The sequence below is a fragment of the Pseudoalteromonas sp. QJM3NY_22 genome (assembly GCF_056173065.1).
In genome coordinates this window covers 4297790-4312080 of record NZ_CM149655.1, presented here as the reverse complement: position 1 = coordinate 4312080, position 14291 = coordinate 4297790, and the positions used below count along the sequence as shown (strand labels likewise).

At 40.0% G+C, this 14291-nt stretch carries 13 protein-coding genes; 8 read left to right on the top strand and 5 right to left on the bottom strand.

What is annotated here, in order from left to right; all coding sequences use genetic code 11:
* Positions 1–7: 7 nt before the first annotated feature.
* On the bottom strand, positions 8–2416 hold the full coding sequence (locus AC0VZ4_RS19885; RefSeq protein WP_475440514.1) for a TonB-dependent receptor: 2409 nt from the start codon (positions 2414–2416) through the stop codon (positions 8–10).
* 140 nt (positions 2417–2556) lie between these two features.
* Here AC0VZ4_RS19885 and AC0VZ4_RS19880 point away from each other — a divergent pair, with 140 nt between their 5' ends.
* The 4 genes from AC0VZ4_RS19880 to AC0VZ4_RS19865 all read left to right on the top strand — a co-directional run bounded on the left by AC0VZ4_RS19880 (position 2557) and on the right by AC0VZ4_RS19865 (position 5890).
* Complete coding sequence (locus tag AC0VZ4_RS19880) at positions 2557–2973, top strand: MerC domain-containing protein (protein ID WP_475440513.1); 417 nt, start codon at positions 2557–2559, stop codon at positions 2971–2973.
* A gap of 194 nt (positions 2974–3167) precedes the next feature.
* Entirely contained in the window at positions 3168–4127 is a 960-nt protein-coding gene (locus tag AC0VZ4_RS19875; protein WP_475440512.1) for a hypothetical protein, read from the top strand.
* Positions 4128–4338: 211 nt separating this feature from the next.
* A complete protein-coding gene (locus AC0VZ4_RS19870; protein WP_475440511.1) occupies positions 4339–5031 on the top strand; it encodes a fatty acid desaturase in 693 nt (230 codons plus the stop codon).
* Between the two features lie 7 nt (positions 5032–5038).
* A complete protein-coding gene (locus AC0VZ4_RS19865) occupies positions 5039–5890 on the top strand; it encodes an alpha/beta hydrolase (protein ID WP_475441686.1) in 852 nt (283 codons plus the stop codon).
* A gap of 66 nt (positions 5891–5956) precedes the next feature.
* On the opposite strand, the gene AC0VZ4_RS19860 is transcribed toward AC0VZ4_RS19865, so the two are convergent.
* From AC0VZ4_RS19860 to AC0VZ4_RS19850, 3 genes are all read right to left on the bottom strand, one after another.
* Entirely contained in the window at positions 5957–6205 is a 249-nt protein-coding gene (locus AC0VZ4_RS19860; RefSeq protein ID WP_007377376.1) for a DUF3297 family protein, read from the bottom strand.
* A gap of 232 nt (positions 6206–6437) precedes the next feature.
* A complete protein-coding gene (locus AC0VZ4_RS19855; protein ID WP_007377377.1) occupies positions 6438–6647 on the bottom strand; it encodes a cold-shock protein in 210 nt (69 codons plus the stop codon).
* 185 nt (positions 6648–6832) lie between these two features.
* Positions 6833–7042 (bottom strand): cold-shock protein, encoded by a 210-nt coding sequence (locus AC0VZ4_RS19850; protein ID WP_006792548.1) that lies wholly within the window; start codon positions 7040–7042, stop codon positions 6833–6835.
* Between the two features lie 850 nt (positions 7043–7892).
* On the opposite strand from AC0VZ4_RS19850, the gene AC0VZ4_RS19845 reads away from it, so the two are divergent.
* The 3 genes from AC0VZ4_RS19845 to AC0VZ4_RS19835 all read left to right on the top strand — a co-directional run bounded on the left by AC0VZ4_RS19845 (position 7893) and on the right by AC0VZ4_RS19835 (position 12137).
* A complete protein-coding gene (locus AC0VZ4_RS19845) occupies positions 7893–9482 on the top strand; it encodes an alkaline phosphatase (RefSeq protein WP_475440510.1) in 1590 nt (529 codons plus the stop codon).
* Between the two features lie 11 nt (positions 9483–9493).
* The gene (locus AC0VZ4_RS19840) at positions 9494–11284 is read left to right on the top strand and encodes an alkaline phosphatase (protein ID WP_475440509.1); all 1791 of its coding nucleotides are present in this window, start codon (positions 9494–9496) and stop codon (positions 11282–11284) included.
* A 139-nt stretch (positions 11285–11423) separates the two neighbouring features.
* Positions 11424–12137: a hypothetical protein gene (locus tag AC0VZ4_RS19835; protein ID WP_475440508.1), complete on the top strand. Its 714-nt coding sequence runs from the start codon at positions 11424–11426 to the stop codon at positions 12135–12137.
* Positions 12138–12517: 380 nt separating this feature from the next.
* On the opposite strand, the gene AC0VZ4_RS19830 is transcribed toward AC0VZ4_RS19835, so the two are convergent.
* Entirely contained in the window at positions 12518–13777 is a 1260-nt protein-coding gene (locus AC0VZ4_RS19830; RefSeq protein WP_475439645.1) for an IS4 family transposase, read from the bottom strand.
* Positions 13778–13892: 115 nt separating this feature from the next.
* On the opposite strand from AC0VZ4_RS19830, the gene AC0VZ4_RS19825 reads away from it, so the two are divergent.
* Positions 13893–14243: a hypothetical protein gene (locus tag AC0VZ4_RS19825; protein WP_475440507.1), complete on the top strand. Its 351-nt coding sequence runs from the start codon at positions 13893–13895 to the stop codon at positions 14241–14243.
* Positions 14244–14291: the final 48 nt, after the last annotated feature.

The following is a 14291-nucleotide window of genomic DNA, read 5'->3' as shown; positions in this document are numbered from 1 at the left end:
AATTCTTTTAGAAGTAACCGCGAATACCAAGTGCGAAACTTCGTCCTGGGCGTGGCGCTATCTCTTTTAAAAATGAGCTATGCACGCGTGCCTCTGTATCTGTTAGGTTTGTACCTTTTAAATACAGAGATAGGTCTTGATTAAGTATCGATAGGTCGTAACTCACACTGGCATCAATTAGGGTGTAACCGTCTGTCGCGGTTTCTTCAGGAGCCGTGCGATCTTGATCTTGGTAGCGAGTTACATGAATATGCGCACTTAATTTTTCGGTTTGGTAGCTAAATTCAGTACCGAAACGCAGTGGAGGTGTGCGCGGCAGGTCGCCGCCGTCTTTAAGGCGTGCACGTACATAATCTGAGAATAAATCTAACTTAAACTCATCTGTTAATTGCCACGCAATTTGCGCTTCAAACCCGTGTAAAATTACATCATCTGTTTTAAATAAATAAACAGGAAGCTCTTCTGAGTGCTCGTCCTCGTCGCCATGATTGTGCTCATCTTCATCATGGTTGTGGCCACTTTCGGCGTATAAGCCGGTATTTATTTGGTAGTAATAGTTGTCTACTTGGTTATAAAAGGCGTTAAATATAAAGCCAATATCACCTTGGGTTTTACGAAAGGTTAAATCAATATTATTGGCAGTTTCTAGGTCTGTTGTTTGCTCAGACAAGCCTAAATGGCCATCTTCATCTAAATCAAATAAGGCGCCAACTTCATAAGTTGCGGTGCCAATATGTGGCCCAAACGACAATAATTCAGACGCAGAAGGTGCGCGCTCTGAGCGCGATACCGAAAGCCCTAAGTTATAGTTAGGTGTAAAGTCCCATACTACACCGGCCGACAAACTGACTGGCGTAAATTCATGCTCTGCATCAAATACGCGAGTAAAATTGGTTTCTTCTTCGTGATTATGATCGTCATGTTCATCACTTTCATTATGTGCATGAGCATCAATACTTGGCAGTAATACATTGCTTGCGTTAAGTTCTACGCGCTCTATTCGGCCACCTAATTGCACTAAAAAGTCGCCAAAGTGCCTTTCTTCCATTAACGCTACAGCAAAGCTTTCGGTCTCTGATGGCGGTGTAAAAGCTTCTTCACCTTGCGCCTCTACATCACTATTTTTATAGTGAAAACTAAAGCCGCCATTCCACTCGCTAAATTGGTTATGTAGTAGGTCTATGCGTAATTCGTTTGTTTCGTTTTTAAAGGTCGTGCCAACAGCGCCACCCTCAATTTCAGCGTGTTCGTAGTCGGTATGGCCAGCGCGCAGATTTACTTTGTGTAGCCACTTATTATTTAGAGTGTATTCACCTAGTAATTGCACTTTAGTTTGCTCTAAATCGGCAAATACACTTTCCTCTTCATCGCTATGCTCTTCCTCTTCTTCCTCGCCGTGCGTATGGCCTGGAATGCCGTATTGACGATTAAATTGCTCTACTGCTAAGCCAATAAATCCGTTATCCATTAAATAGCTAGCGCCAACAGTAAAACCGTCAGACTCTTCATTACTGTTTTCAACAGTGTAATCGCCACTATGGCTTTCACCATCGCTATCTATATCGGCAGCGACAGGTATCTCGTAGTCATCGGCTTCACGCCAAAACGCATCGGCATAAAATGCAAAAGAGTCTGTACCTGTGGTGGCATTAAACGAGGCTATTTTTTGATTGTCTACTGAGTTGTGCTCTACGTTCCATTCGCCACGTGTTGTGCTGTCGGTTGGTACGCGATTATCAACTATATTTACCACGCCCCCAATAGCGCCACTGCCGTAAAATAAGGTCGCAGGACCGCGTAATACTTCAATTTGTTGTGCGGTAGAAGCCTCCGATGCTACCGAGTGATCGGGACCAACGCGCGAAACATCACTTACATCAAGGCCATTTTGAGTTATGAGTACACGGGGGCCACTTAGTCCACGAATTATTGGTGTACTCGCCACCTTGCCATGAAAATTGGTATTTACACCGGGGAGTTTTTCAAGGGTGTCACCTAGTGTGGCGGCTTGATCGCGCCTTAATTGTTCGCCTGATAAAACGCTGACTGGTGAGGCTGATTCCATAGCCGACATATGAATTGGTGTTGCCTCAATGTCTATTACTTCAATAGGTGAGCGCTGAAGCGTAAACGATACAGAGCGTGTTTCATCTGTGTCTATAGCAATATCACGATGTAAATGCGCATAACCTGGCGCAACGATGTGAAGCTCTTTGAGTCCATTGTTTAGTTTGGCTATTACAAAGTGACCGTTTTTATCGGTGGTGACTTTTATGTCTGAGCCTTCAAGTTCTATTACAGCATTACTTATAGCGCTGCCTTGTGTATTTACCACTGTGCCTTGAATGGTTTTTGCAAGCACACTCGCGGGAAATAAAGCGGCTATTAAAAGAGCTAACTGTGATTTTTTTTTCATTCTACCCTACTTTTGGTATGTTATATTGTATCAATTGTGCTTCAAATGTTATAATGTAGCAAGTGTAATTAACGATTGTTATTTAAATGCTCATGCAAAAGTAAATATTTATTTTTAGACATTGATTAGTAGAGGAAAAAATGAAATCGAGTCAAAGTGTAATGGATCGTCTAGCAATAGGGCTTTCGTTAATGTGTACAGTGCATTGTTTTGCAACGCCAATTATTTTAGTACTTCTACCTAGTTTGGCAGCACTACAACTAGATAACGAACAGTTTCATATATGGATATTAATGGCGGTGCTACCCACAAGTTTACTTGCGTTAAGCTTAGGCTGTAAAAAACATAAACAGTTTAGTTATATGGCTTTTGGGATTGTGGGGTTGTGCTTAATGTTACTTGCTATTTTTATAGGGCATGAAGGTGCAGAAAAGGCGCTAACTTTAACTGGCTCAGCTTTTATAGCTGTAGCACATTGGTTTAACTATCGTCAGTGTCTTAAAAAAGAAGATGAGGATTGTCCGTGCTCTGGTGATACATCGGAGCAGGTTACATAAAAAAGACGCCTTCGCGTCTTTTTTTGCATTTTATACCTTGCCTTAGGTGTGTTATTAGGTTTTTATATACGGCTCAAAACCGAACGTCTAATAACTTTTTGTTGGGCGTAAAATGCCGCATATGGATCATGTGTATTTAGTTAACTGGCTAAATGTTGCGTATTCATACTCAAACAAGCTACGCAGGATACGTAATGTCAGAAAAGCCACCTTTCCCGTCAGCACCTCAATCTATAAGTAAGCGCCGCCGTAATATATCAATACTGCTATTGATAGGCGCTAGCTCATTACTTATACGTACGCTAATGTCTTATAACTTTGATAAAACAGCATTATTATATGTTGGCATACCATTTTTTGTCTCAATCGCTTTACTGTACATAATTAAAAAGCCTGAACAACCCACCTTAAACCGATATTACGGAAATTTAGTTTTGTGGTCGCTTATTGTAATGTTTGGCACGTCTGTTGTTTTATTTGAGGGCTTTGTTTGTGTAATTATGTTTATGCCAATCTACTTTGGCATATTATTGCTTATGTATTTATTTCAGCTACTAACCTGTTATTTACGAAGTAGAAAGAAGGGCACACATTATGCCCATATATTACCGGCTGTTATTTTTTTAAGTGCATTTGAAGGAGTAGTGCCAAGTGCCAGTTTTGAACGAGAGTATTCGATAACTAAAGAGTTGGTTATAAATGCGACCCCTGAAGAAATCCAACAAAAACTTATCAAACCTATGCAGTTAGATATTGAGCGTAATTGGCTGTTAAGTTTATTCCCAATGCCAAGCAATATAGAAGCGGGTACTTTATCCGCTGGTGATGTGCATCATATTGATTTTACTTATCATCGTTGGTTTGTAACAAACACACACAAAGGGCATATGAAACTAGAGTTAACCCAAGTCGAAAACGATTATATTCGCACTACATTTTTAGAAGACACGAGCTACATAGGTAACTATTTAAAACTAAAGGGAACCGAAATCCGCTTTATTAAAACTGAAAATGGAAATACTAAAGTAGCGTTGACTATTTATTATCATCGATTTTTAGATCCCGCTTGGTATTTTAGTCCAATTCAAGAATACGCTATTGGGCAAACGGCAGATATGCTTTTGAATGAGCTATTTGTTCCAGAAACAGCTTAGGATAGCTATGTACACAAACGAGAGGATCTTAACAAATAAACAAAGCTGCGCCAAAGCTGGGCGTGTTGTTTTATCCCCAGTAAAAGTGTTGTGGGTAGGTGGGATGATATTAACTGCCATTATAGGAGGCTGGTATACGTTTTCACTTACAGTTTTATTTGTTTTTATTATAACGACTAGTGTTATTTTATGCTTTGGGCACTCTCTTGGGATGCATCGTAGACTGATACATAAAAGCTACCAATGCCCCGAGTTGCTTGAATACCTTTTTGTTCATTTAGGTGTAATAGTTGGTTTAGCTGGGCCTGTAGGTATGATTAAAACCCATGATATGCGCGATTGGGCACAGCGACAGCAGTATTGCCACGACTACTTTGGGCATCAGCAGCCTATGTGGAAAGATTTTTTCTGGCAAATTTTCTGCGATATTAAACTGACCCACCCACCGACTTTTAATATTGAAACATGTGTTACACAAAACAATACTTATAGATGGATGGAGAAAACATGGATGCTGCAACAGCTACCTTTGGCAATGTTGCTATTTTGGCTGGGAGGCATGCCTTGGGTTGTATGGGGAATATGCGTGAGAGTAAGTATTTCTATTACAGGTCACTGGTTGATTGGGTATTTTGCACATAACCATGGACAAAGAAATTGGCATGTAAATCATGCGCATATACAAGGTTATAACGTCCCCTTTGCGGCGCTGCTAACAATGGGAGAAAGTTATCATAATAACCACCATGCATTTCCTGGTTCGGCTAACTTTGCTTTAGAAAAAGGCCAGCTAGATATTGGCTGGCTAGTACTTAAAAAAATGGAGACACTAGGCTTGGTTTGGGATTTAGTATTACCAAAGCATCTCCCTAAACGCGATGAATTAAAAAGGATAAATCTTTAGTATGAAAATGAATTTACTACTAAAGTGGTTATTATTTTTTTGCGCAGTTATGTGCTTTAAATTAAGCGCCAATACGCCATACGAAATCCCCAGAAGTAATGTTTTAGAGCTTACTGAGCCTTCAACTAAGCGCGTTTATCCTATTTATATTCAGCTTCCAACATCATATACAAAACAGCCTGATAAAACGTATCCGGTTATTTATGTAACTGATGCGCCGTATACGTTTCCTATAGTAGCAGGAGCAACACGGTTCCCTATGAACAGCGGCAAAATGCAGCAGGCTATTATTGTGGCTATTGGTTATGAAAAAGGCTCTGTTGGCTCCAATAGTCGAATTAGAGATTACACGCCTACCTTTGCAAAAGATTGGAAAAAGCAAACGGGTAATGCCAAAGGGCATGCTGAATTTTTACAAAGTACAGTGTTTCCCTTTATCGAAAAAAACTATCGGGCCAGTAACTTACAAAGAACCTACATAGGTAACTCGCTAGGCGGCTTATTTGGTGCAACTATTTTACTTTTAACGCCTGATTTATTTAGTAATTATATTATTGGCAGCCCATCGGTTTGGTTTGATAATAATGCACTATTAGCGTTACAAGCGCATAAGTCAAAATTGCCTATAAAGGTGTATATATCTGTTGGTGCAAGGGAAATACCAGCTTTTGGCGAAGGGCAAAATATGGTTGAAGGTGTAGCGCAGCTAGTGCAAAAAATTAATGCGATTAAAAGTGACAATATAGAATTAAAAAGTGTTGATATTGAAGGGGCTAGTCATGCAACCGCATTTCCAACAACAGCAATCCAAGGCTTAGATTGGGTGCTGGGTAAAGCGAAAAATAATAAAATTAAATGATTCTTAACAAGCACAAAAAAAGCGACTACCTAATAAGGTGTCGCTTTTTTAGTAAGCATTATTAGCTTACTTGTAAAAGGCTTCAACAGTGCCTTTTCTTGTAAGTAAAAGTGGTTGCCCGCGACGATCAAGCCCTTTTGGAGATGCAAATTTTATCCAACCTTCGCTGATGCAGTATTCTTCAACATCAAAACGCTCTTTGCCGTTGAACGTGATACCAATATCGTGTTCAAAAACGTCTTCCACATGATGTGGGCTGCGTGGATTAATAGAAAGGCGATCTGGTAAAGCAGGTTTTGCGGTAGTGTCGTTCATGGTCATATTCTATATTGAATGAAGTATGCGCTATTGTAGGCAATACAAAGCTTTCGCTCAAGAGAGATAGTGGTAAATGTGTTTAAAAATGTACTAATTAATGAGTTGTGTATACAAATGAGATTGAGCTTGGAAAATATTTACAGAGGAGGATTTTGAAGATATTTGACTAAAAAGTGATAAAGGTAAAAATATTAATGGGTTATCTCTAACCCACTAAATTGTTTAGCAATTAGATGCAAACAATGTTTTCGGCTTGTGGGCCTTTTTGACCTTGTGTAACAGTAAACTGTACACGTTGGCCTTCAGCTAAAGTTTTAAAACCGTCGCCAGAGATTGCGCTAAAATGTGCAAAAACGTCTGCGCCAGATTCTTGCTCGATAAAACCAAAACCTTTTGCTTCGTTAAACCATTTTACTGAACCAGTAGTTGTATTAGACATAATATGTATCCTAAAAAATTAATATAAGTGTGCCTGAAAAGAGGCAATTGAGCCGGAAAAAATAGTTAACTTGAGGATATCGTGTAGGATTATTACTAAAACAACTCGGTACTAACAAATAAAACAGAACTTCTTTCAAACTAGTATTCAAAATGGGTTATTGCTAACCCATTTAACGAAAGCAATTAGATGCTAACGATGTTTTCAGCTTGTGGGCCTTTTTGACCTTGAGTAACAGTAAACTGTACACGTTGGCCTTCAGCTAAAGTTTTGAAACCGTCACCAGAGATTGCGCTGAAATGAGCGAAAACGTCAGGACCAGATTCTTGCTCGATGAAACCAAAACCTTTTGCTTCATTGAAAAATTTAACTGTACCAGTTGTAGTATTAGACATAATAGTATCCTAAGAATTAATAAAAGTGCGCCTTAAATTAAGGCAATTTAACAGGAAGAAAACATACATTTAACTGAGGATAACGCGAAGGATTATTACTAATATCAACGTGGTACTTACAAATAAATAGGGTTTTCTATCAACCCGATGCGAAGCAGGATAACAGTAAGTTAAGCCGTATACCAAGCTTTATTGTGATTTTATTTTAGAAGTACTACTTTTTTATCTGTTAATTATTAGCCAGTTTACTAACTCCTATGCAGATTTGTTTTTTAAAATTAAATTAAAGCTTTTTAAATCAGTTTGTTATGTTTTATGTAGTGTTCTTTGAAGTGAATTAAATAGAAACCTCAAGTGCTTAAAACGTCTATCACTTATCTGTTTAATTTTTATATGGATCTTAGATTATTTAATTGACTGGCTCTAAATTGCAAATTTAGGTGCTAATAATGTAATCCAAAGTGTTTCAGTAATTATTTAAATAATCGATTTTATGTCCACTTTGATGGGTTTTACCTCTTTTTATATTTATGGAGGCAAGCGTAATTAAAAAATAACAAAAGGTTATTGGCGTTTTTAATCACTATATAAAAGGTGAAAAGTAACTACTTGTTATACGGGCGATACTCAGTTCTATCAACATAGGCGAGTGTAACTTAGTCGCTTTAAGCCAGAGTTATAGCATTTAACATGCTGCGTTTTTTATGTCTTTTTTTTGTAAAATATTAGTCACTTTTTATTCACCAAAATTACCTTTTTTAGTCATATCTTTTTTCTATAGTGCAGCGGTTACTCATTTGAGATTTTTAACTTCAAGCAAAAAATAACCACTAAACAATGGGAATTATGAATGAAAATTAAAAAAGTCGCTGCGGCAATCGCTCTAACGTTTGCGTTTAGCGCAGTGAGCCATGCAGATGTACTACCGCAAAGCCAAAAAGGCAGCAGCTGGTATAGCGCTGCGCAAACTAAACTAACAACAAAAACAGAACAAGCGCAGGCTACACAAGCCACTAAAGCTAAAAATGTCATTTTATTTGTGGGCGATGGCATGGGTATTTCTACTCTTACCGCAGCGCGCATTTTGCAAGGGCAGCGTAATAACCAACCCGGCGAAGAAGGTTATTTAAGCTTTGAAGAGTTCCCATACTCTGCACAAGTTAAAACGTATAACGTAGATGCCCAAACTCCCGACTCAGCAGGCACGATGACGGCAATGATTTCGGGTGTTAAAACCGATGTTGGCGTAATTGGTGTAGATGAAGATATTGAACGCGGCGTGTGTTCAACAGTGGCAGGTAATGAATTACTTACAGCTACAGAGCTTGCTGAAATTAAAGGTCTTGCAACAGGCGTTATTTCTACAGCACGTATTACTCATGCAACCCCTGCTGCAACGTATGCTAAATCGGCTGACCGTAACTGGGAAGACGTATCCGATATGCCAGAAGATGCCGTAACGGGTGGCTGTGAAGACATTGCATCGCAACTGGTTAACTTCGAAAAAAACCTAGAAGCACGATTTGTAGGGACCGACGTAGACGGCCTTGATTTTGTAATGGGTGGCGGTCGTCGTCACTTTTTACCAAAAGACGAAACAGCTAACTCAACAGATGCAGTAAGTGCTATAGAAGGCGACCGTACTGACGAGCGCAACCTAGTGACTGAGTGGCAAACACAATACCCAGACGCTACGTACGTGATGGATCAAACAGGCTTTGATGCAATAGAGGATGACGCCACTAAAGTATTTGGTTTATTTAACGAATCGCACATGCAGTACGAAGCTGACCGCGCAAACGATGTAGCGGGCGAGCCTTCACTTACCGATATGACCACTAAAGCAATTGAAGTGCTTGGTAAAAACGATAATGGATTTTTCTTAACGGTTGAGTCGGGTCGAATTGACCATGCGCACCACGCGGGTAATGCGTACAACGCGCTTAACGACACCATTGAGTTTGCTAAAGCCGTGCAGGCTGCGGTAGATAACACCAACCCAGAAGAAACCCTTATTTTAGTAACCGCCGATCACAGCCATGTATTTACTATTGCAGGCTACCCTAAGCGTGGTAATCCAATTTTAGGTCAAGTAGTTGCAGTAGGTGCAACAACACCAAGCCTAGCCGCCGACGATATGCCGTACACCACAGTCGGTTACGCAAATGGCTTAGGTTTTAGAAATTTAGGCGACGAGACAAATGCTGATGCAAGTTACACAAGTGCTGCTGTTGCAGGGCGTGTTGAGCTAAATGGCGTTGATACAACAACCCCAGGTTTTCACCAACAAGCAACCGTACCAATGGGCTCAGAAACACACGCAGGTGAAGACATCTCTTTACATGCTAAAGGTCCTGGTGCTCAGCTAGCCCAAGGTGTAATTGAACAAAACGTTGTATTTCATCTAATTAATCAAGCTCTTGAATTAACTCAGCAATAATGGCGGCTAACATGAACAAATTAACGGTACTTTCTTTGGCAGTAATGGTCGCGCTTGCAGGTTGCTCGAGTGACGATAACAAAAATGAAAATAATATTATCGCAGTAGATAATACTATTGCAGTGGGCTCTGAGCAGTGCATTAATGGTGGCGTAGAGACGCAAGTAGGCGCAGATACCAATAATAACGACGTGCTAGACAGCGATGAAGTTAACTCAACTAATTTAGTGTGTAATGCACCCGCAACGTCGCTAACAAGCGAGCAGTTAGCCTCGCTCACTAGTAATGCTTGGTTTAGTGAAGCACAAACAAAATTAGGTGCTGCACAAACAGCCAGTAGCAACATTGTTACTGAATCAGGCAAAGCTAAAAACGTTATTTTATTTGTTGGCGATGGTATGGGTATTTCTACCATAACCGCAGCACGTATTTTAGCGGGTCAGTTAGAGGGCGAAATGGGTGAAGATCACCAGTTAAGCTTTGAAACTATGCCTTTTTCGGGCTTTGTAAAAACATACAACGTAGATGCGCAAACGCCAGATTCGGCAGGCACTATGACCGCAATGGCATCGGGCGTTAAAACCGATGCAGGCGTTATTGGTATTGATGAAGCGGTTGAACGTGGTAATTGTGCATCAGGCAAAGGGCACGAACTTGTTACCTCGTTAGAGCTTGCTGAAATTGCAGGCAAAGCAACAGGGATTATTTCTACAGCGCGTATTACTCACGCAACACCCGCTGCAACGTATGCTAAATCGGCAGAGCGTAACTGGGAAGATATCTCCGATATGCCAGAAAGTGCTGCAACATGTGAAGACATTGCATCGCAACTGGTTAATTTTGAAGCCAACCTAGAAGCACGCTTTAGTGGTGTTGATGTAGACGGTATTGACGTAGTAATGGGCGGCGGTCGTCGTCACTTTTTACCAAAAGATGCCGCGTTTAATTCAACCGATGCAGTAAGTGCTGTTGAAGGGGATCGAACAGATAACCGCGACTTAACCGCAGAGTGGAAAACGCAATATCCAAATGGCACTTACGTAATGGATCAAACCGGTTTTGATGCAATAAGTGACGACGCCACTAAAGTGTTTGGCTTATTTAATGAGTCCCACATGCAGTACGAAGCTGACCGTGCAAATGACGTTGCTGGCGAGCCGTCTTTATCACAAATGACCAAAAAAGCGATTAATGTGCTTGATAACAACGAGCAAGGCTTTTTCTTAACCGTTGAATCGGGCCGTATTGACCACGCACACCATGCGGGTAATGCTTATAATGCACTTAACGACACAATTGAGCTTGCTAAAGCCGTTAAAGTCGCGATGCAAAACACTAATCCAGAAGAAACACTCATTGTTGTAACTGCCGATCACAGCCATGTATTTACCATTGCCGGTTACCCTAAACGCGGTAATCCAATTTTAGGTAAAGTGGTTGGTGTAGGAAAAACAGAGCCAAGCCTTGCAGCGGATGATATGCCTTACACAACCGTAGGCTACACAAATGGTTTGGGTTACAGAGATTTAGGTAATGAAACCGATGCCGATGCTTCTTACTTAGCAGCCGCAGTAACAGGTCGCGTTGATTTAACTAACGTTGATACAACAACACCAGGTTTTCACCAAGAGTCGTTAGTACCACTTAGCTCAGAAACTCATGCGGGTGAAGATGTGGGTGTTTACGCTATGGGGCCAGGTGCTCATCTAGTAACAGGCACAAACGAGCAAAGCTTTTTATTCCATGTAATGGACTTTGCCGCTGACTTTGTAAAAACCGCAGACGAAAAACTAGCGCAATAAATACCGGCTAGTTATAAATTTAGTTAAATATATCTAAATAAAAAACCCCGCCTACTTTGCGGGGTTTTTGTCATTAAGCTGACATTTTTAATCGTTATGTTATTGCCATAAACTTGAAATATAAATAAGAGATAGCTAAATGAAAAAAGCGTTATTAATAATTGCCACGCTTGTAAGTACAAGTAGCTTTGCCTCGCAATGTGATATTGATGCTAAGCATTTAAAAGCCGATTATAAAATTACCAACAGCCATAAAGCGCAGCAAAGTAGCGAGTCACTTACCCTTTGGCGAAACAACCAGCAAATAGCGCATCAAAGTGAAGTAATAACCGAGCTTTGGCAGCACTTAGCCAATAATCAAATACGACCAATACGTTACTTTAATGCCCAGCAACGCGGCATTGAATACCAACCATCTGAAGTACGCGGCGTGCAAAATTGGAGTGCTAAAAGTCAGCTGGTGGATAACCACCTAATAAAAAAAATGACCTTAGTAAGCACACAAGGCAAAGGCTGCGATGAAGTAAAAAACTATACATTGAGCGAAAATGGCAACGACTTTAACCTCGCCTTTTTTACGCATTCAAAATTAGTTAAAACATTTAGTATTAGTAATAAAAAAAGCCAAACAACTACCTTGCTTAGCCTTAATAATGTAAGCACTGATGAGCCATTAATTACCGCTCAATTTGCACAGTGGGATCGCTTTCAAACCACCGACTACGCCGACATTGGCGATAACGAAGGCGACCCATTTTTAGCTAAAATGATAAACCTAGGTTTTATTGAGCACAGCGCAACTGGCTTTTATAACCAGCAGGGTGAGGCTATTCAAGGCGGACATCACCACTAGGTTTTAGTTGAGTTTTAATGTGGCGTAAAACGAGCTTGCTGTTTTGGGGGTAAATGTATACTTCAATCAGCAAGCCGTGGTGAGCTACCAATCGCCCTCTAAAATAAAGTGAATTTAAAATACTTCCGCCTAAACAATACCTCGAATAACCGTCCCTTCTTATAAATGAGCATAACTTTTTACTAATTATTTATAGTTGGCAATAACTTACGCTATTTGATACTAATAGAAGTCCACGCAATAGGGATGTTTGCAACAGTGCCTATTAACAAAGCTGTTATATGGGGAATTAAATGCGAGTACTTTTAGTTATATGCTTTGTATGGACTCACTTGTTATTTTCCTGCGGCAATGTTTAAACAAAGTTCATAGCTTAGTTCTTAAGGAACACAGACCGTGTGACTTCCTATCTTAAAACGGCAAATATCATTGTTTTTCTCAATGCTTTGCCGCTTACAATTTACCGCTAGTAGCTCAAATACACGATGTATCTTATGGCTGCACCGTGTTTGTTCTATGCAATCCAGAATATCATCCAACCAAAGATAACTGCACTTACTCGCTCTAAATGTCGAGATCGCACACTTAAACATACCCGCTGCACTATGGCAGATAAAACGCTTGATAAGTGTTTGCAGTATACTCAGCCAAACCAATGATTCGGCAATATGAGGATCTCGTGTGATGAACCCTTTAAGGTTATTCCATGACTTTAGTTCTTTGAAAAACAACTCAATTTGCCAACGAGTTGCATATATATCGAGTAGCTCGTCAAAGCTAAACTGTGCCTCTTTTAAATTAGTAACAAGGAAAACGGGGCGCTTTTCATTCGGTAAATAGATAAGCCTGTACTCGGGCCCATTTTTCTTCCAACGTACTGTTAATTCAAGTGGTTGGCTTGCGAATTTATCGAGTAACGTTTTGAGTTTAATGTTCTTTTCTTTAAGTTCTATACCCGCGCAATAGGCTGATGTAACGATTGGGTTAATGTTTTTATTTGCTCTGATCAAAAAATATCCGCCATCTTGAGCTACTTGCTCAAAGTAATCTAAGTCAAAATACCCAGCATCAGCAAGTAATAACGTATCTTCAAGTGTGTGGCTACCTGGTAAAAAGGCGCGCTCAGTTTCAACATCAGGACGAATATCTATTTCGCAGGGTTGTTCATTAAATAGGTCATAGGTAACGTGCAACTCAATTGCGGCAGGACTTACAGCAGTAAAACGACCAGCAAAAACCTGCGCTAATTCATCATGTAGAGCAAATGAAGAACCATCTTGCAATAACACTCGCTGTATTCCTCGCTGGGTAAAAAAGGTTTTATCCAGCGTGTTTACAGTCAATTTAGACATCGCTTGAATAACGAGCTCACGGACAAGCTCAGTCAAGGCTGGTTTTCGAATTTGATTATGAAAGGGTTTATAACTTATCGTGCAATCAGCCTGCGTTCGCAAGTTTTGATGGATATCTGACAAGTTAGCGTCTTGCAGGCAAGATAAGCTTTTAAATACGGCTTTGAGCAGAGAAACGATCGACAGGCAACGGTGTCGAACTTGAAATCCAGAGGTTTTTGCAAGCTCAATGAGGTGTTTTTCTGAGATAAGGGCTTTTAATTGGTTTGAAACTTGGTTAATCTGCATGTGAACTCTGTTTTTAGTCATGTTTTTATTGGCGTAACTATTTGATCATTAACAGAATTCAACTTCAAGCTTTCTTAAGATCCAACCTATGAAACAAAGTTAGAAGTTGCTTCATATGACAAAGTATATATTTAGTCTTTTATTTGTTTTATTACTATCTGGGTGTGATTTTAAAGTAACTGGGGCCGATGAGAAATTTGGTACACAAAATTTTGTATCTGCTATTTCTCTAATTGAACTACATAAAACCCGCAATGGGGTATACCCAAACACTTTAGCTGAACTGGATTTTTTAGGTGATTGGGATGGTATTTGGTTGTCCGCTGTTACATATGAAAAAAATGATGACGGCTACAATTTATATCTTGAAAGAGGCTGGGCTGGTAAGCCCACATTAGAGTTTCCTGTAAGCTTCAAGCAAGGTCTAGGTATTAAACAAACCAATATAAAATGGGTAAAAAATTAATTACCAAAGGTGAAACAGTTGTTTATACCCGTGATCAATGAAGGTGCT